14 protein-coding genes are annotated in these 20116 nt (G+C 38.6%); 9 read left to right on the top strand and 5 right to left on the bottom strand.

Going from position 1 to position 20116, the window contains the following annotated elements; translation table 11 throughout:
- The first annotated feature begins 69 nt into the window (after window positions 1-69).
- On the top strand, window positions 70-279 hold the full coding sequence (locus tag PSH41_RS05475; protein WP_273588534.1) for a PGPGW domain-containing protein: 210 nt from the start codon (window positions 70-72) through the stop codon (window positions 277-279).
- Between the two features lie 65 nt (window positions 280-344).
- On the opposite strand, the gene ppsA is transcribed toward PSH41_RS05475, so the two are convergent.
- Window positions 345-2720 (bottom strand): phosphoenolpyruvate synthase, encoded by a 2376-nt coding sequence (gene ppsA / locus PSH41_RS05470; RefSeq protein ID WP_054981983.1) that lies wholly within the window; start codon window positions 2718-2720, stop codon window positions 345-347.
- A 154-nt stretch (window positions 2721-2874) separates the two neighbouring features.
- Between ppsA and ppsR the strand changes: the two genes are divergently transcribed.
- A complete protein-coding gene (gene ppsR / locus PSH41_RS05465; RefSeq protein WP_004586305.1) occupies window positions 2875-3684 on the top strand; it encodes a posphoenolpyruvate synthetase regulatory kinase/phosphorylase PpsR in 810 nt (269 codons plus the stop codon).
- A 60-nt stretch (window positions 3685-3744) separates the two neighbouring features.
- On the opposite strand, the gene PSH41_RS05460 is transcribed toward ppsR, so the two are convergent.
- Window positions 3745-5094 carry a class II 3-deoxy-7-phosphoheptulonate synthase gene (locus PSH41_RS05460; RefSeq protein WP_024032363.1) on the bottom strand — a complete coding sequence of 450 codons (1350 nt, stop codon included), beginning with the start codon at window positions 5092-5094 and terminating at the stop codon, window positions 3745-3747.
- Between the two features lie 980 nt (window positions 5095-6074).
- Between PSH41_RS05460 and PSH41_RS05455 the strand changes: the two genes are divergently transcribed.
- On the top strand, window positions 6075-6950 hold the full coding sequence (locus PSH41_RS05455) for a DNA replication terminus site-binding protein (protein ID WP_273588535.1): 876 nt from the start codon (window positions 6075-6077) through the stop codon (window positions 6948-6950).
- A gap of 62 nt (window positions 6951-7012) precedes the next feature.
- On the opposite strand, the gene PSH41_RS05450 is transcribed toward PSH41_RS05455, so the two are convergent.
- Entirely contained in the window at window positions 7013-8227 is a 1215-nt protein-coding gene (locus PSH41_RS05450) for a hypothetical protein (protein ID WP_004586302.1), read from the bottom strand.
- A 774-nt stretch (window positions 8228-9001) separates the two neighbouring features.
- Between PSH41_RS05450 and PSH41_RS05445 the strand changes: the two genes are divergently transcribed.
- From PSH41_RS05445 to PSH41_RS05425, 5 genes are all read left to right on the top strand, one after another.
- Entirely contained in the window at window positions 9002-10240 is a 1239-nt protein-coding gene (locus PSH41_RS05445; RefSeq protein WP_004586301.1) for an AAA family ATPase, read from the top strand.
- A gap of 15 nt (window positions 10241-10255) precedes the next feature.
- Window positions 10256-11218 carry a hypothetical protein gene (locus tag PSH41_RS05440; protein ID WP_029771890.1) on the top strand — a complete coding sequence of 321 codons (963 nt, stop codon included), beginning with the start codon at window positions 10256-10258 and terminating at the stop codon, window positions 11216-11218.
- 435 nt (window positions 11219-11653) lie between these two features.
- Window positions 11654-14797 carry a DEAD/DEAH box helicase gene (locus tag PSH41_RS05435; RefSeq protein WP_273588536.1) on the top strand — a complete coding sequence of 1048 codons (3144 nt, stop codon included), beginning with the start codon at window positions 11654-11656 and terminating at the stop codon, window positions 14795-14797.
- 956 nt (window positions 14798-15753) lie between these two features.
- On the top strand, window positions 15754-17220 hold the full coding sequence (rmuC, locus tag PSH41_RS05430; RefSeq protein WP_154945928.1) for a DNA recombination protein RmuC: 1467 nt from the start codon (window positions 15754-15756) through the stop codon (window positions 17218-17220).
- A 160-nt stretch (window positions 17221-17380) separates the two neighbouring features.
- On the top strand, window positions 17381-17614 hold the full coding sequence (locus tag PSH41_RS05425; RefSeq protein WP_273590060.1) for a hypothetical protein: 234 nt from the start codon (window positions 17381-17383) through the stop codon (window positions 17612-17614).
- Here the strand turns inward: PSH41_RS05425 and PSH41_RS05420 are convergent.
- Window positions 17591-17995, bottom strand: a complete 405-nt coding sequence (locus PSH41_RS05420) for a MerR family transcriptional regulator (RefSeq protein ID WP_273588537.1) — start codon at window positions 17993-17995, stop codon at window positions 17591-17593. The genes PSH41_RS05425 and PSH41_RS05420 overlap by 24 nt on opposite strands.
- An 87-nt stretch (window positions 17996-18082) precedes the next feature.
- Here PSH41_RS05420 and PSH41_RS05415 point away from each other — a divergent pair, with 87 nt between their 5' ends.
- On the top strand, window positions 18083-19333 hold the full coding sequence (locus PSH41_RS05415; protein ID WP_273588538.1) for an NADH:flavin oxidoreductase/NADH oxidase family protein: 1251 nt from the start codon (window positions 18083-18085) through the stop codon (window positions 19331-19333).
- A 26-nt stretch (window positions 19334-19359) separates the two neighbouring features.
- Here PSH41_RS05415 and PSH41_RS05410 read toward each other — a convergent pair whose 3' ends face one another.
- Window positions 19360-20085 carry an aspartate/glutamate racemase family protein gene (locus PSH41_RS05410; RefSeq protein WP_273588539.1) on the bottom strand — a complete coding sequence of 242 codons (726 nt, stop codon included), beginning with the start codon at window positions 20083-20085 and terminating at the stop codon, window positions 19360-19362.
- Window positions 20086-20116 lie beyond the last annotated feature (31 nt).

Here is a 20116-nt window from a genome sequence, read left to right as displayed (position 1 = left end):
AACACTCTTTTTATCGTATTTTGAGGTTCTGTATTTATAATCAAGTTAAACCAATGTGTAGAGGTTTATATGAAAAAATTACTATTACAGATCATAGGTGTGTTGTTTATTTTGCTTGGGTTGCTTTTCTCTCTGGTGCCAGGCCCTTCCCTGATATTTTTTATGGCGGGGTTACTGTGCTTTTCGTTTTATTACCCAAAAGCGAGGCATTATTTAAAACTATGCCAAAAAGCCTTAACTAAATCGTGTAATTATTTAGATAAAAAATTAGCACGCTAAATTATGCCACATACAAAAATGCCAGCTTAATAGCTGGCATTTTTATTTGTTACGGATACTGATGATTATTTAGCAAGTTTGTCTGCTAGGTATAACCATGTTTCTAGTACTGTATCTGGATTTAATGAAACAGAATCAATGCCCTGCTCTACTAACCATGCTGCAAAGTCTTCATGATCTGAAGGACCTTGACCACAAATACCTACATACTTGCCCTTTTCTTTAGCGGTTTTAATTGCCATAGAAAGTAGCTTTTTAATCGCAGGATTACGCTCATCAAATAAATGTGCGATTAGGCCTGAGTCACGGTCAAGACCAAGTGTTAGCTGAGTTAAATCGTTAGAGCCGATAGAAAAACCATCGAACATCTCTAAAAATTCATCGGCAAGTAATGCATTTGAAGGAAGCTCGCACATCATGATTACTTTTAGACCATTTTCACCACGTTTAAGGCCATGCTCTTCTAGTAATTCGATAACACGTTTACCCTCTTCAAGGGTACGTACGAATGGGATCATGATTTCAATGTTGGTCATACCCATGGTGTTTCTTACGCGTTTAATTGCTTCACACTCAAGGGCAAAACAATCACGGAAGTCTTCAGAGATATAACGTGCAGCACCACGAAAACCAATCATTGGGTTTTCTTCTTCAGGTTCGTACTGCTCACCACCTACTAAGTTTGCATATTCGTTTGATTTAAAATCAGACATACGCACAATTACACGCTCTGGTGCAAAGGCACAGCCTAGCGTTGAAATACCTTCTACTAATTTAGAGATATAAAACTCTACCGGCGATTCGTATCCGGCAATAATGTCGGTAATTTCAGCTTGTAACGCAGGTGATTGTGCATCAAAATTTAATAGCGCTTTAGGGTGAACACCAATCATGCGGTTTATTACAAATTCAACACGGGCAAGGCCAACACCTGCATGTGGTAAACGTGCAAAGTCAAACGCGCGGTCTGGATTACCTACGTTCATCATCACTTTCATTGGTAGTTCTGGCATTTTATCAACGCGCGACGTTAGTATTTCAAAATCTAAAATACCTTCGTAGATGTAACCTGTATCGCCTTCAGCACATGATACTGTTACTTCTTGGCCTGCTTTAATTAAATCGGTTGCGTTACCACAGCCAACTACCGCAGGAATACCGAGTTCACGGGCAATGATTGCTGCGTGACACGTACGCCCACCACGGTTTGTAACAATAGCCGCGGCGCGCTTCATGATAGGTTCCCAATCTGGGTCGGTCATGTCGGTAACTAAAATGTCGCCTTCTTGTACTTGGTCCATTTCTTTAATTGAATCAAGTACACGAACAACACCACTACCAATTTTATGACCAATTGCGCGGCCTTCAGCAATTACATTGCTTGTGCCATTTAATTGAAAACGCTCCATAATATTGGCATCTTCGTTTGAGCGAACGGTTTCTGGGCGCGCTTGGACTATGTACAATTTGCCATCGTTTCCGTCTTTTGCCCATTCGATGTCCATAGGACGACCGTAGTGCTTTTCGATTATTACAGCTTGTTTTGCAAGTTCTTGCACTTCTTCATCTGTAATTGAAAATTTGTTTGAAAGGCTTGGCTCTACGTCAACAATTTCTACTTGTTTGCCGTGTGCCTCATCTGTTGAGTAAATCATTTGAATGGCTTTTGAGCCAATATTACGACGTACTACTGATGGCAACCCTTTTTGTAATGTTGGTTTATGAACATAAAATTCATCAGGGTTTACTGCGCCCTGTACAACCATTTCACCTAAACCGTAGCTTGAAGTAACAAATACAACGTCTTCAAAACCAGACTCTGTATCAATACTAAACATAACGCCTGATGCTGATTTATCTGAACGTACCATACGCTGAATACCAGCAGATAGTGCAACACCACGATGATCGTAACCTTGGTGAACACGGTACGATATGGCGCGGTCGTTAAATAAAGAAGCAAATACGTGTTTAATAGCGACCATTACTGAGTCGATACCACGAACGTTAAGGAAGGTTTCTTGTTGGCCTGCGAATGATGCATCTGGCATATCTTCAGCGGTGGCTGATGAGCGTACTGCAAATGATACATCGGCTGATGTATCGCCATGAAGTTGGCTGTATGCGTCGCGAATGGCTTGGTCTAGGTTAGGTTGGAATGGGGTATCGATAATCCATTGACGGATATCGGCACCGACTTTAGCGAGTGTATTTACATCATCAACATCAAGCGTATCTAAAATGTCGTGAATTTTTGCATTGAGTCCAGATTGCTCTAAAAACTCATTGAAAGCGTCGGCTGTAGTGGCAAAACCACCCGGAACCTGTACACCTGCGTTAGCGAGGTTTGAAATCATTTCACCCAGTGAGGCATTTTTGCCGCCAACACGAGGAACATCTTGCATACCAAGCTCTTGATACCAGAGAACGTATTCTTGCACGGGTCTTTCTCCAAAAAACAAATTGTAGTTGTAACTGTGAGAGTTAAGAAAGAAAACCTTTTATAAAGGTCACCTTCATTCTACACTGGCATTAGACCTCACGTAAACCGTGAGTAAGCCATTTTAGGGATTAAACGTAATAAAAAGGTTAACTATGAGAACTGCTTTTTATATATCAGACGGCACTGCTATTACCTCCGAAGTGTTTGGTCACGCGACTTTGTCGTTGTTTCCGGTTGAATTTAATCATAAAACTATTCCTTTTGTAGAAACAGAAGAAAAAGCAAATGAAATTAAAGCGTTAATAAACGCAACTGCTGCAAAAGAAGGTGAGAAGCCATTTGTATTCTTTACCTTCGTAAATCACAACTTAAGTGAAATTATTAAATCGGCCGATGCAATCGCGTATGATTTTTTGTCTACTTACAGTGAAAAAATAGAAAAAGAGCTTAATGTTGCGCCAGTGCCAAAAATGCATCGTACCCACTCTATTCATGAAAAAAGTTATGACTTTAGAATAGATGCGGTTAACTATGCCCTTATGAATGATGATGGCGGAAATATTAAAAACTTTTCTGAAGCCGATATTATTTTAGTAGGTGTTAGCAGAAGCGGTAAAACACCAACAAGCTTGTACTTAGCCCTACAGTACGGCATTAAGGCTGCAAATTACCCAATAACTGAAGACGACTTAGAGAGTGAGGGACTACCTAAATGTTTACTCCCTTACAAACATAAGTTATTTGGGTTAACTATTGACCCTGAGCGTTTGGCTGCAATTAGGCATCGTCGTATGGCAAATTCTAAATACGCATCAATAAGACAATGCCGAATTGAAGTGCGTGAAGTTGAAATGCTTTATAAGCGACATAAAATTGCATACTTTAATTCTACCCATCATTCTGTAGAGGAAATATCTGCAAAAATCTTAATAGACAGTAACCTCGAGCGACGTAAGTACTAACCAACTAATTTACTGTTTTGCTAAAAAAAGCCGCTATATGCGGCTTTAATTTTTTATTTATTATTTACGAGCGTCTTTTAATAAGTCAGCTACTAAAAAGCCTACTTCTAATACTTGGTCTGCATTTAGACGCGGGTCACATTGTGTTTTGTAACGTTGCGCTAGGTCATCATCAGATAAACCGTATGCACCACCGGTACACTCTGTAACGTGCTGGCCAGTCATTTCTAAGTGGATACCACCTGCGTATGAACCTTCTGCTTTGTGTACAGCAAAAAACTGGCTAATTTCGCGCATGATATTATCAAAGCTACGCGTTTTATAGCCTGATGTCGCTTTTTCAGTGTTACCGTGCATTGGATCCGAGCTCCAAATAACTTTACGGCCTTCTTGCTGAACGCGTCTTACAAGTGCTGGAAGTTTTTCTGGCAGTACGTCGGCACCCATACGTGTAATTAGCGTTAAACGGCCCGGAATGTTATCTGGGTTTACAGCATCAATTAAACGAATTAGGTCATCTGGGTCCATTCCTGGGCCAACTTTAACACCAATAGGGTTTTTAATACCTTTGAAAAACTCAATGTGTGCATGGTCTAATTGACGCGTACGCTCACCAATCCACACAAAGTGCGCAGAACAGTCGTACCAGTCACCTGATAGGTGATCGCGACGAGTTAGTGCTTCTTCATAGCCTAGCAATAACGCTTCGTGAGACGTGTATAAGTCGGTTTCTTTAAGGCTTGGCGCAATAGTAGAATTAATGCCACATACTTCCATAAATTCAAGTGCGTCTTGAATTTTGTCAGCAAGCTGTTGGAATCGTTCTTTTTGCGGATTAGCTGCTACAAAGCCCATGTTCCAGCGATTCACTTGGTGTAAATCTGCTAAGCCACCTTGTGCAAATGCACGAAGTAAGTTTAATGTAGCAGCACTGTTGTGGTATGCCTTCATTAAACGTTGTGGATCGGGAATACGTGCTTCTTCTGTAAACTCAAAGCTATTTACAATATCACCACGGTAAGATGGTAAAGATACACCGTCAATAGTTTCTAAATCTGCAGAGCGTGGTTTAGCGTATTGGCCTGCCATACGTGCAATTTTAACAACTGGGCATTTACCGCCGTATGTTAAAACTACAGCCATTTGTAAAATGGTTTTAAATGTATCGCGAATATTAGCGGCATTAAAGTCGCTAAATGATTCGGCACAGTCGCCACCTTGAAGTAAAAATGCACGACCTTCACATACATCTTCTAATTGCTTAAAGAGGCTTCTTGTTTCTTCTGCAAAAACAAGTGGCGGAGCACTCTTTAACTGGCTTTCTACTGTTTTCAGTTCTTCTTGATCTGGGTACTGTGGCTGCTGCAGTATTGGCAGTTCTCTCCAGCTATTTGGGTTCCACGATTGCATGTTCTTTCCTCATTCCTACTTTACCTGATATAAAGAAATTAACGTATGCATGGCCCTAAGTTCAAGGACTATATTCACTATTTACCAACTAATTTGTTATGAGTTAAATATATATAAGGTTATTTGTGATTTTAAGGCTGCTCAGGCTTAGTTTTACGCGTGGTTTAATTTTATTATTTTTACTCAAATACAACAAGTTAAATATATGAAGGCGTTTTTTTAACCATCCCAAACCAAATTGAATTCAAAGGCTTAAAGTTAACAGTTTCATTAGGAACACATCATACTTAAAGTGGGTTAAATGTAATCTTAACTTTACAGTGGTAATTTAATTAAATAAACCAAGTGACTAGAATTTATTTTGAGTGTGTGATATGTGGCTCGGAGGTTGTGCAAGGCTATAGCAATAAGTCCACTTTATTCTGTACAACTGTGATCAGGTTGTTAGACGATGCCAGTACTCTAATTAGGGCTACTAAAAACAGTGAGTATGAACGACTACTTTAAATATTAAGTTGTAGTAGAGTTTATTTTCACAGAGCAGTCTTCCCCCTTACAGGAGCCTAGCGCTGTATTACAAGTATCACTTATAAGCAATTATACAATGAGCGCCCAACACTATCTAAAGTGGCGAACCAAAAAATTGATTGCTGGCCTTAAACTAAAGGCTCAATAACTATTTTACACAGAGAGATAATATATAAAAGTATAAACCGCCCTAGCAATTACCTGCGTTACAACAAATGCTTAAATAAACATAAGTGTATTGATCACGCCTGGGTTCGTTAGTTCTTTCTGTTATATGCAAATATTCAAGCAACGAATCTCACTTATCATAAGCAAACAACGCAAAAGAACACATCATACTTAATCTAATTTAAGAGTAATCTTAGCCTTTGTAGAATAAATTAACTTTAGAAAACCAAAGCAAAAGGTTAAACTTAATAATTAAATAAGTAAGATGTGTTCTTAAGGTGGTTATGGTTTCTAAAGTACAAATAAGAAGTCAGTTTGATTTAATGAATGAATTAACGTCGTTGTTGATTGATGAATTACGTGTCTGTGAATATTCAAAAGCTGAGTATTATCAGCTACCAGATATAAATAGTGTTGATGAAAATATTATTCCCGAGTCAATTCCTGTAAAAAAATTAACCGACGAAATTGGTCATAGGGCAATTTTAAACTCATTTACTGATATTTATAAAAAAGAAAGTTTAAGTAGTAGAGTACTAAAGCGTCATCCTGGGCTTTTGGTTTTAAAAAATGCAGATGTCGCAGCATTAACTAGCCGAATACAACAAGTTAATAAAGCTAAGGCTGCTTTTAAAGAGTGTGTTTTGGCAATCGATAATAACGATGCTCGATTTGAAGCTGTTCATAACGCGGTTCCAAATTTAATCACTCTTGCAGCTTATCGAAAAATTCACTTTCAAAGTGAGTCCCCTTTTTCAGTGCGATTTACTTGGATGCATAAGCATGCCACTAAAACTCTAACTAAAAAAATGGCGCTTGAAATGCTCGACAAATCCGCAGGTTATAGAAATCCAAGAATGATCGACCAACAAAAATGGCAGTCTCTTGTTGCACAAGAGCAAATGCGAGTAGCTAGTTTAGGTGAAAAAGAAAAGTTAAGAATTCGCCGCCCTACTCGAGTGAGCCCCCAAGTAAATGTTAGGTATACCGCAGAAAATAGGTATCACGTAAGTGCTGCATTGCCGTTTATTTTAATTAACCCACAGCCCGATGTTAAGTTAGGTACTTTGCCAGATTATCAAAAAACAGAGTCTCACCCGAGAAAAAAAGAGTATGACTTTTTAGTGGATAGACTTTACTTAGAACAAGTAGATAATTAATTATGTTAAAAAGGCCACATAGTGTGGCCTTTTTGGTAAGTAGTCTATTATTTTAACCGTTGTTATTTTTCGACTATTTCTTCTATTTTATCTTCATCAATTAAAACTGCGTTTTCGACAATTCGTTTACCACCTTGAATCTCAATGCGCTTATTGTGCTTGTTGAGCGTGAGTATCTCATCACAAAACTGATCAGAAGGATGCATTTCATAGGTGTAATCAATAATATTACCGGTTTTATCATCTTTTACATTAGTAATGCTGTATTCCGAAATAGCTCCTTTTTCAATCAAGTCTTTCATTGTTGTGGTCATATCACGGCGTAATGCTTTTAATTTGTTTTCTGTGATATCGTCGGTTGAATAAATAGAGCCGTATTTTTCCATAATAGATAGCAATCTAAAATGATACGTTTTACCAGGCGCGGCATAACGCCAAAGGTGGTATAAACGCAGCATCATCCAACGCGATAAACCACGTTTTAGCTCTTGCGCACTGTTAAAGTAATACCCTTTGTATTCAAGGTTATCAATCATGTTATGAACAAATGCATTTAAACATGCAACACATTTAACGTTGCCGCCTTGGCCTTTTTTACCACTAAAATGAAGAGATGATAAAAAGTTCATGTTTGACTCATAAAAAGAGTCATCAATATCTGTATTTTTAGTATCAGTAGCCGAGTATTTAAATGAAAGTTTAGAACCTTGAAGTGCTTCAAGTGATTCTTTAATTTGTGGGTATGGCATTGATTGGCCAACCGCTTTAAGTTCTTGGGCTAATTCGTTCATCGAAAAAACCACGGCATATTGAATACCGGACTTAAAATTGATTTTTACGATTTTACCTTTCGATGCAAGTCGAATTAACGCGCGCTCAACTTTTTCTTCTCTATCCGATGGCCACACTAAATATTCTACGTCTTCGCCATCTTTACGCGTGCTTACAACGGCCGGTGTAATTTTTATTTCGCCGTCATATAAAATACCATCTACTTTTTCGGATATTTTACGCGTAATAATTGTTTTTTTAGGTGCTTCTTCCAATGGCAATTTTTTATGCCCAGAACGTACAAAACGCCCCCATAAATCATAGTGGTTAAACGTGTTTGAATAAGCACGTAACCCATGAGCGGCATTTTCGATAGAAATTCGCACATCTTTGTTATCTGTAAATAGTGCTAAACTTTCGTTATCTATTGCACTTTCCACCCCGTGTATTTGGCCCCTAAGTGTATCGGGCAAGTTATCTACCGAGATGTTGACCTTTCGGCTCATTGTTCTGATTTCCATTTTTTATTGCGACAGCTAATAACAACACATTAAGCAACAAAAGTTAAATGTTTAAGTTAGTATAAAACTGATCCGAGCATAAATAAACGTAACGGATCATTATTATACTAAGTAGGGAGTGATAAGCTTAATTTCAGATCACTATTTTACTAAGATAAGCTTCTCAAGCTAAATTTTTACTAACTCAATTTATTTTTTGTCCATTAAAAGCGCTATTTTTAAACTTTTTACACGACAAACGTTAGTAAAATAAATACCTGCTGTGGATAACAGCACTTCGAGTTAGCATAGATCTGATCTGTACTTACTACAGATCAGATCTATACCAATTAAACGCCCTGTTCTTCGTAGGCTTAAGTGTATAACTTTATAATTTACTTAGTAAAAAACTGATCTCATACAGTCATTTTGTACATAACTTATTGAGTAAGTTGTGCATAACTCTAATATTTAAATAAGGCTTAGTAAAAAGCTGATCTGCATGTAGATAAAGATCTGATCTTAACCAAGTATAAAGGTGATCTGCTTTTTTTAATATTATTTATAAATATCATATAGTTATATAGCTATTATACACGCTTAACCTTTATTACCTTATATATTTAACCACCTTTAAACTTCTTTATTTATACTAAGCAATCTTAAACGTGTAAAAATATATTTAAATGTCTTGTTATTAAAATGCATGTCGCCTTAAATAGTTGTTTACAGCTATTTGAATGGACATTATACTAACTGCCTAACTTTGAGGAAGAAAGTATGTCTATCAATAATAACGCGCTAAGTACTTACCGGCTTTTAAAAGCAACAGCCGAAGTTGCTGAAAAATCTTTAAAAGGACGCATACAACACTATCGCGCTCATCTTAAATCAGAAGAAAAAGAATTAAGAACTTACACCCAAAAAGCAGCAGCAGATTTATTAGGGTGTAATAATCGTACCTTAAAACGTCGTCATGACAATGGTGACTTTGATGATTTAAATATTAAGCGTGGTGCAAATGGGCACTATGCGTACACGTTAGTTAATATTTTTGCGATGGCCGATATCATGGATATTCAGCCAGATCACCGCACTGCTAACGATAAACTCCAAGTTATTGTTATTAATTCACTTAAAGGTGGCTGTGGTAAAACAACCAGTATGGTTAATATTGCTGCTGCGTTGGCGACGACTAATATCAAACGTTATCGTATTGGTATTATTGATTTAGATCCTCAAGGTTCGTCTTCTAGCTTTTTCCCTTCTAACGATCACGACCCTGTTACGGTAGGCGACTTAATGCGTGATTGTATTGATTTAGACGAAGGCGAAACCTGGCCAGAGTTTGTTTCTAGTGCTTTTGTGACTACGCATATTCCAAATATTCGTGTTTTACCCTCAGGTATGGATGACTTTTACTTTGAACACGAGACAGCAACACTTTTAAAAGACACCTCTAATTACGAACAAACACGTCATTATCATAAGCTTTTAGAAAAAGTTATTGAGCCGGTTAAAGACGAATTTGATATTATTTTAATCGATACCGCTCCTACACTTAACTTTATGTTTTACAATGCTTTAATGGCCTCTACAGCGATGCTTATTCCGGTTCATCCAGAAGCTGTAGATTTTGATGCTAACAATAAATATTTAAAGCGTTTAGGTGAGATTTATCACACAGTAGCGGCACTTGGTCATGAAGGTTGGGACTTTATGCAGTTTTTAGTGACCAATTACGTTAAGGGTAATCATTCACAGCGCGATATTGTTAAAGATGTACGTAGTGCGTTTGGCCGCCAAGTAATGAGCTATCCAATTAATCACAGCTCGGCAATTACGGCTAGTTCATCGTCTTTTAATACCATATTTGATCAAAAAGCATCGGATAGTTTAGCAAGTCGCGAGTCTTTATTGCGCGCGCAAGAAAATATAAAAGATGTTGTGGACGAATTAGAAATGCTTATTCGTTCTAATTGGGAGTCCACCCAATCGTCACTTAACAACACTAAGTAAGGATGTTATATAAAAATGGCTACAAAACGTAAAAACGACACCCGCTTAGATCCATTTGCAACTGCCGTAGGCAATAGCAGCCTCGATGCATTACTTGAGCAAGCAAGCGCTGGTGATGTAATAAGAATGCCTGCGCCAAGCGACCCTACACGCGAAATAACCTTAGTGTGTAAAGTTATTGCTCATGCAGATATTGAATCTAGCACCACGGTTTACGGTAAAAATCGCCGTGTACAAGCGCTATTAAACGAAAAGTCGGTTTCTGATATTTTACCTGCAATCAGTGAAGATGGACGTAATCAACACCCTGCTTTACTTTGGGATCAGGGAAATACTAACTTAGTACTTGCCGGTTCACGCCGTCGAAAGGCATGTATTTTAGGTAATGCCGATTATTTAGTTTTAAGCTCTCCTGATTTTACCGATCAAGACGCTAAAATTTTAGCTGTATCTTCAGATCAGTACATAGCCCCAAGCCTTTGGGAGCTAGGGCAAGCTTATCAACAAACTAAAAACGATCTTATTGAGCAAGGTAAAAAAGGCTCTTATCGCGAAATTGCCGCTATTGAAGGTGTATCGCACACCGCAATTGCAGATGCCATTAAAGCGTACGAGCAAATTCCCGCTGATGTTATTTCACTTTACCCAACGGCTAATCACGTAGGCAGAGAAGTCGCTAAAAAGCTTGTTAGTGCAAAGGAGCGCGACGAGCAGGCGTTTAACGCCCTAGTTAGCGAATTACATACAGACGATGAGATTAACGCCATTACAAGCGACGACAAGCGCGCAATGGCAATTACTAAACGCTTAACTACCGAGCCTAGCGCGGTTGCTAAACGTGAAGCTGTATTTGAAAACAACTTTATAAACGTACAACGCAATTTAAAAAGTGGTGACGTATCTATTAAAATAGATAATAAAGTGTTGACTGACAAACGTTTAGAACAACTTACTAAGCTGTTAAGCGCGTTTAATTAGCCCGTATTACTTAGTAAAATAGTGATCTTAAAAGCCTGTTAGGTTAGTTAAATTCTGATCTGATGGGCTTTTTACTTAGTAAAATCCTGATCTTTTTTGCTATTTATAACCCATAAATCCCTCATTTTTGCTCTAAAGATCACATTTTTACTAACTGAATTTAGTTTTTACGACTATTTGATGCTGGATCTTAATTTGTTAGAAAAAAACTGATCTGTAAAGCCCCTGCATTGTTAATAAATTGTTTGTAACATGTGTGTTTGCTGTTTACCTATTCTCATATTGGCAGATAAAGTGTCATAAAGTACGTATAAACCGATTTTTTACTAACCTAGCAGCTCCAACCAGTTTATATAACGTTAATATTGCTTTTGCTGTGCGCAGTTAAAGAATATACTGGCAGAATTATTTTAAAAATTTAATACTTAGAGTGACATGTCTGCTAACTTATCAAAAAATGATTTACTGGCTATTTTTGAAGAAATAAAAAATGAGCAGGCAACCTTGTTCCCTCTTTCTGAGCGCTTTATAAAAAAGCTGTTTAGGCCCAACGTGCTCGATAAAGGCAAAGAGTATTATAAAAACGGCCAAATTAGTTGGTTAGAGCACAGTAGTGATTTTGCTGTTATTGATTCAACCGTACAAGGCGACACCGGATCAGCATTTAACCAACGAATTGAGATCAGTAAAGTACCTACTGGTTACTCTGTTGATACGCATTGTACCTGTAATGCTAAAACCAAATGTAGGCACTTAGCCGCTGTATTATTTAAACTTAAAATAGAGCACTCAGGTGAATACGGAGAAGACTACTTTATTAACGATTGGTTTAGTGAACTGACAGCACTTAAAAGTGTTGATGCTAAAGCTCCTTCGCAAGTTCTTTTATTTGTATTAGACATTGAAAACAATAAAGTATTTTTAACGCCAAAAATTGCCAATTACGACAAAAAAAATAATTATACGCTTGGGCGCAATTTAACTGAGCAACAATTAAATAGCTTTGTAACGCCAAACGATTTGCTCGAAAGTGACTTTAGACTCTTTAGTTGGATTCGCTCGCAAAATGCAGTGGGTAATTTAGAGCTAAAAGGTCAATGGGGCTTTAGCGCTTTACAACAATTAATTGCCACCGACCGTTTATTTTTACAACGCTCTCGTGTTGCTATTAAAGCGCAAACTGGGCAATCGCTTAACTTTAATTGGCAGCAACAAAACGAGTTATCGCAATTAATTATTGAGCTTGAACACAGTAAAAATTGGGCATTGATAAAAACCACGCCGCCCGCTTATTTAGACCTCGATCACTTTAAAGTCGGCCGGATCAGAACACAGCTTAGCGCCGACGAAATAGCACATTTACAATCAATTCCCGCACTTCACGATGCTAATTTTGATCGCATTTATAAACAACTTGCCGACAATTTTGGCGCCGGTGTTATTCCGCATCCGAATAACGAACAAGTCAATGTTAAGCAACTTGGTAATGCTGTTTTAAAAGCCACTATGGATGAGCAAGGGCTTAAAGTTTCGCTATTATTTAAATATAAAAATAAAAATTATTTAGCGGGAACAGCACCCGCGAGTTTAATAAATAGTGCATTTGAAAACACAGTAACAAATGAGTTAGTAAATTTAGGTTTTGAGTTTTGTAAAGGGGGTTTACAAAGTGAGTTTATATTTAATAAACAATCACCTATACATTTACATTGGCTTGTTTACGAAGTATTCCCTGGCTTTAAAAAGCGTGGCTGGCAGGTAACTCAAACTAAAGTAAATGTAGCCGACCCCCAAGGGCACGTTACACTCGATGTAAACCGTGCTGCAGGTCACCAAATGCATTGTAAAGTGCAATTAAGCGATGCCAAAGCCGCTGCACTTTTTAATACCGATGATGCCACGTATCAATCGTTAAATCGTCAAAGTGAGCTGTTTTATTACTACCCTGTTGGGCGTCAATTTGGTGTTATTAGTAAAGCCGCCATTAATTTACTGACCGAATTTAAACAACGCTTTGAATTTGTAAAAACACGCGATGAATTTAATATCCCGCTTTCTTATTTACCTGAGCTGGTAAAGCATACCGCAGTTACTATAGACCTTCATGATGACTCATTGGAGCGTTATCTTGATGAGTTAAACAACACCGAGCAGGCAATGCCAGTGGTGCCCTTACACGGTTTAAATGACTCGGTAACACTACGTGAATACCAGCAACAAGGCGTTGATTGGCTTAGCTTTTTAAAGCGCCACCAATTAGGCGGCATACTTGCTGATGACATGGGGCTTGGCAAAACGCTACAAGTTATCGCCTTTTTAGCCAGCAGTTTTAATCGCCCGCAAGCGGGCCCTACCCTTATAGTGTGCCCTACAAGTTTGGTAAGTAATTGGCAAAACGAAATCACCAAATTTGCTAAAAGTCTTAAAGTAACCACTATTTTTGGCTCACAACGTAATGAGCCTTTACAACATTTAGCGCAAGCGCAATGTATTTTAACTACTTACCCATTATTAAAGCGTGATATTGCTTATTACTCGCCACTTTATTTTGAAAATATTATTTTAGATGAAGCGCAATATATTAAAAACGATACTGCACAAGTCTCGCGCTTAGTTAAGCGTTTAAATGCCGACTTTAAGTTATGTTTAAGCGGTACGCCTATCGAAAATAATTTGTTTGAGCTTAAGTCGTTACTCGACTTTGCAATGCCTTCATTACTTGGCTCGCAAGCGCACTTTAAACAGCACTTTCAAACACCTATTGAGCGCGAAGCCGATTCAGAGCGAGCTGAGCAACTAAAAGCGCTTATTATGCCGTTTATATTACGCCGCACAAAAGCGCAGGTAGCTCAAGAGCTGCCACAAAAAACAGAGCTGTTAAAAGAGTTTGAGTTTGAACCTAAGCAAAAAGATATGTACCAAGGTATTACGCGCGCCTTAGAAGAAAAGCTCATAGACTTATTTGCTGAGCAAGGCGCACAAAAAAGTAAGCTCGCTTTTTTAGAAGCGCTACTAAAGCTAAGGCAAATTTGTTGTCATCCAAAATTAATTGAGCCAGAAACACAAGCTGGTTCAGCAAAATTAGAATGGCTAACTACGCATTTGCCGTTAATGCTAAGCCTTGGTCGTAAAGTGATTATTTTTAGTCAATTTACCTCTGCACTCGATTTAATTGCAGAGCGTTTAAACGACATAAATATCAACTTTAGTATGCTAACTGGGCAAACGCGTCATCGCGACAAAGTTATTGACGAGTTTACCAGTGGCAAAACCTCGGTGTTTTTAATCAGTTTAAAAGCAGGCGGTACTGGGCTTAACTTAACTCAAGCCGATACCGTTATTCACTTTGATCCATGGTGGAACCCGGCTGTTGAAAAACAAGCCACCGATCGTGCTTATCGTATTGGCCAAACAAATCCAGTGTTTGTTTATAAATTAATTATGAGCAATTCAATAGAGCAAAAGGTATTTAAAATGCAGCAAGATAAGCAAGCGCTTGTTGATGCATTATTTACCGATAAATCAATGAGCTTTACTTCGTTTGATGAGCAGCAAATGTTATCACTTATAAAAAGCTAATTTTTTTACTTAGCATGTGAACTAATTTAACCAAACGGCGTCTATTAGATTGCTTGTTGAATAATTGCAGTTATCACAAGCTTCATGTTGATTTCCCTGTTTGGTTACTAAATTTAGTAATGATTGAGCCAGCCCTTTTAGCTGGCTTTTTTTATGCCTGTAATTAACACCTTAAATTGCATTTTTTATAAATTGTTTGAACTAAATTTAAAAACACGCGTCTACTATTATGCTTGTTGAATAATTGCAGTTATCACAAGCTTCATGTTGATTTCCCTGATTGGTTACTAAATTTAGTAATGATTGAGCCAGCCCTTTTAGCTGGCTTTTTTTATGCCTGTATTTAACACCTTAAAATACATTTTTATAAATTGTTTGAACTAAATTTAAAAGGGCGCGTCTACTATTATGCTTGTTGAATAATTGCAGTTATCACAAGCTTCATGTTGATTTCCCTGATTGGTTACTAAATTTAGTAATGATTGAGCCAGCTCCTTTTAAGCTGGCTTTTTTTATGCCCACATTTCAATTTTTAAATTATTTATATTTTTATGTGAACTTAATTTTGTGTGCGGCGTCTACTATTATGCTTGTTGATTAATTGCAGTTAACACAAGCTTCATGTTGATTTACCCCGTTTAATTACTAACTTTAGTAATGATTGAGCCAGCTCCTTTTAAGCTGGCTTTTTTTATGCCCACATTTTAGTTTTTATAATTATTTATATTTTTATGTGAACTTAATTTAATGAGTGGCGTCTACTATTACGCTTGTTGATTAATTGCAGTTATCACAAGCTTCATGTTGATTTCCCTGATTGGTTACTAAATTTAGTAATGATTGAGCCAGCCCTTTTAGCTGGCTTTTTTTATGCCTTTAGTAAATGTTACGCCCTCTACCCCCCACTACCTTTATTCGTTATGATGGCATGTCTCTAAATTTTATAAGTTTATTTTATGTTTACTCAGCTATTAACGCATATAGATTGGTTAAGTGCCAGCGCAGGGCTTGCAACAGGGCTCGTACTATATGGCCTAGTGTCGATCCCTTCTCGTAATAAATTAAAACAACACATTAGCGAGCAACAGCAACAGTTATCGTTATTACAAAACCAGTACGACAATAAACAGCTGCAATACACGGCCTTATTTGATGAGCACGAGCTGCTCGAGCAATCACATCAAGAGCAACGCGATGAAGCGCAGCATTTTAAAACTCGCTTTAGCGAGCAAGAAAAACAAAGTGTTCAATACAACCATTTTTGGCGTAAAGCTGAAGGCGAACTTAGTGCCTTGCGAGAGCAATATAACCAGCGCGATATTGAGCTTAATAATATGCGAACTACGCTTGAGCAAAAGCAGCAAAACTTTACCGAGCAGCTTGCACAAATAGAGCAAAGCAAAAATGTGCTTAAAAAAGAGTTTGAAAACCTAGCTAATAAAATTTTAGAAGAAAAATCGCAAAGCTTTAAAACCCTAAACCAAGAAAGCATTGAGCAACTATTAAAGCCAGTTCAAGGGGAGCTAAAAGGCTTTAGAGATAAAATGGAATCGATTCACGTTGAAGATTTAAAACAACGTGCTGCCCTTAAAACTGAGCTACTGCACTTGCAAGCTAAAAGCCAAGCTATTACCGAGCAAGCCGATAAACTTAGTAATGCCTTACAAGGGCAAAAAAAGACCCAAGGTAATTGGGGCGAACTAATGCTCGAAAACGTACTCGACAGCGCAGGCCTGCGCGCGGGTACCGACTACAAACGCGAAGTATCGTTTAATACCGAAGACGGTCGACTGCGCCCCGACGTAGTGGTGTATTTACCTCAGGGCCGCCACTTAGTGATTGACGCTAAAACATCGCTAAATGCTTATACCCGCTACGTTAATGCCGAAAACGAGCTAGAGGCTAGCCAAGCAATTAAAGAGCATGTAAATGCTGTTACCGCGCGTATTAACGAGCTTGCCAGTAAATCGTACGATCGTCTCCCTGGTATAAATTCGCCTGAAGTAGTTATTATGTTTGTGCCTATAGAATCTGCATTTGTAGAGGCGCTTAAATATCAAAGCGATATTTACCAACAAGCTATCGAAAAAAACATTTTAGTTGCTACACCAACTACTCTGCTTACAAGTCTTAATATTGTTAAACAGCTGTGGCGCTTCGAAGAACAAACCAAATACTCTAAAGAGCTGGCGAATCGTGCAGAGCGCTTTTATAACAAGCTCAATGGCTTTTTAACGAGTATGGAAGGTGTTGGCAAACAACTAGACCGCGCAAAAGAAAGCTACGATAAAGCCTTTTCACAGCTTTACCGTGGTAAAGGTAACTTAATTAAACAAGCTTCAGAATTTAAAGAGCTAGGTGTATCGGTTCAAAAAGAGCTACCAAACGAAAGCGTAGAAAAAGCCCAATTAGAGCTGGATTAAGTTCGATTTATCTCTACTGTTTTATACATCAAAAGGAAGGTTAATGGTTTTTCCCTTACTCAATTCGCAAAGGTTAGCGTTAACCCCTATTAATTATGAGGATAGAGACGCTATTTTTGCTCTTGGTACTGTGGAGCAAAAATAGCGTTATTTAAGTTTTATGGCTGAAAAGCTAGTAAACGCTGAGGTAAAAGTAATTGAATACATAGACGTATATTACGTAGAAACATTATTTTGGGGCGCAAGTTCTCATACTATTGCGGTTGGTTGGCCTCTAGTGCCTGGCAACTTACAAAGCTTTATACCAATTTTCATGGTAAAGCGCCGCAAAGCTAAAACAACTAAAGCTCACATGTACTCGCTTACGCCTTTAATACTCCACCTCATTCAATAACTCATTTATTTTTTCATCGCCAATACACTCTCCATTAGACCAGTTTGCATTAAGCAGTGTAATTAAATTACCAATACGCTCTGACTTACGCTGTAGCTGCTCTATTAGTGCATTAGCTTCATGTTGTTTTTGAGTGAGGCGCTCAATAATGGCGTTGTGATCTAGCTCCTCATTAGATTTACGCAGGGAGGGGATTTCTTCAAGCGAAAACCCTAAACTTTGTGCAAACTTAATCATTTTAAGCTGCTCTACACTGGCTTTGTCGTATTGCCTATACCCGTTGTTATTTCGCGTGCCGTGTGGCAGCAGCCCTATACTTTCGTAATACCGTATGGTGCTTGCTGCAATACCTGAGTGCTTAGCTAGTTCACCTATTTTCATTATTGTCTCTACTATAAAAAAGCGGGTTGACCTTAAAGCTGACTTTAAGGTTATAGTGCCTGTAATGTCAATTTATGGTTTATATGTATGTCTGAGTTTGAACAATCTGCTGTATTTACGCCCTTTACCCTACCAAGCGGTTTAACGCTTAAAAACCGAGTAGTAAAAGCCGCTATGGAAGAGAACCTCGCAGAGGCCGACCTAACGCCATCGCAAGTGCTTAAAAATGTATACAACGAATGGGCAAAAGGCGGTTGCGGGTTAATTATTACCGGCAATGTTATGGTTGACCACCTTGCAATGACAGGGCCAGGCGGCCTTGCCCTTGAGCAGAAAACCGATATAGCGCCTTTTGCAGAGCTTGCTCGTTTAGGGCAGCAAAACGACTGTAAAATTGTGATGCAAATTAATCATCCTGGCCGCCAAGTATTTAAAAAAATGGGTGGTAAAGCGCTAAGTGCCTCTGATATTGCGCTTAATATGGGTAAGCACTCTCACTTATTTGCCCAGCCAACAGCTATGGATAAAAGCGAGATTAGTGATGTTATCACTCGTTTTACCCATACAGCGCAACAGGCCGAAAAAGCAGGTTTTAATGGCGTGCAAATACACGCTGCACATGGCTATTTATTAGCGCAGTTTTTATCTCCACTAACTAATAAGCGTGATGACGAATGGGGCGGTAGCCTTGAGAATCGCGCGCGATTATTACTTGAAATAACACGCAGTATTAAAGCGCAATGCAGCGCCGGTTTTTCGGTATCGGTTAAGTTAAACTCAGCCGATTTTCAGCGCGGCGGCTTTGAGCCGCATGATGCGCAAGCAGTTGTTAATATGCTTAATGCATTAAAGCTTGATTTTGTAGAGCTTTCAGGCGGCAGTTACGAAGCACCAGCTATGCAAGGACAAACAGGCGATGAACGTACACTTGCACGTGAGGCGTACTTTTTAGAGTTTGCCAAAGCAATTAGCGAGCAATCAACCATACCCATTATGACCACCGGTGGCATTAGCCGGTTAGATGTGGCAAATAAAGTAATTAGCTCAGGCGTAGCGCTCGTTGGTATGGCCACAGCACTGGCCTATCAGCCAGATTTAGTTAATAGCTGGCAAACACAGCCAACGCAAAACCTGCTTATGCCGCGCGTTACTTTTAAAGACAAAACCCTTGCTGGGCTTGCCACTATGGCGCTGGTAAAAAGGCAAATTCGCCGAGTGGGCCAAGGCAAACGCGTTAAAGCAAATGCCTCGGCTATTTTTACTTTAATAAGTGACCAAATACGCGCTGCAAAGCTTACAAAGCGCTATCGAAAACGCTTTGCAAAAGAGCTAAATTAATTAGCTCTAGTTTAAATTGATATTTTCTATGCCACACTTGAAAGCGTTGATTGATGGGCGTTAGCATATGCCCAGTTAACGCACTCTTGCGCTAAAATAGCAATGGTATCTAGGCAGGTGTCTGGCGAGTGTTTGGCTTGTTCATTTAACACAAGCGGTATTTCGGTACAGCCAAACAACACGCAGTCAGCACCTTGAGCAAGCATTAAGTCGTATGCCTTGCTTAACAAGTGGCGACCTTTATTTAAATCGCCCGCTTTTACGGCGGTTATGCCATCCATTATGGCTGCTTGTTGTTGAGTGCTTGGTTCAACAAAATCAATATTGTGCTGCTTAAACGCATTTTGGTAAATGCCCATATTAAGCGTAGCGGTAGTGGCTAAAATACCAACCTTTTGTTTGCCCGTGGCTTTTACTTGTTTTATAACGCTTTTTACAATGCTGATGGTGTGTACATCGGCATTTTTAGTGAGCGCGTCGTACCAGTAATGCGCGGTATTACACGGAATAACAATACAACTTACACCTAAGCTTGTTAGCTCTTTAAAGCCTTTTTTAAGCTCAAAAAATGGGTTTTCGTCTTCAAGACCCATTAAAAATTTTGTTCTGTCAGGAATTTGCGGGATATTCCTTATAAACATAGGTATATGCTCTTGATCATTTTTAGCGGGCGATAGCGCAATTACCTGATTCATAAATGAGGCAGTAGCCAAAGGCCCCATCCCACCTAATACGCCAAGAGTTCTAAGCATGATTGCATTCCGGTTATTGAGTTTATAGGCT

It is taken from the genome of Pseudoalteromonas sp. CST2, assembly GCF_028599385.1.
In the GTDB taxonomy this organism is placed as follows: domain Bacteria; phylum Pseudomonadota; class Gammaproteobacteria; order Enterobacterales; family Alteromonadaceae; genus Pseudoalteromonas; species Pseudoalteromonas atlantica.
This window is presented reverse-complemented; position numbering and strand designations above follow the sequence as displayed.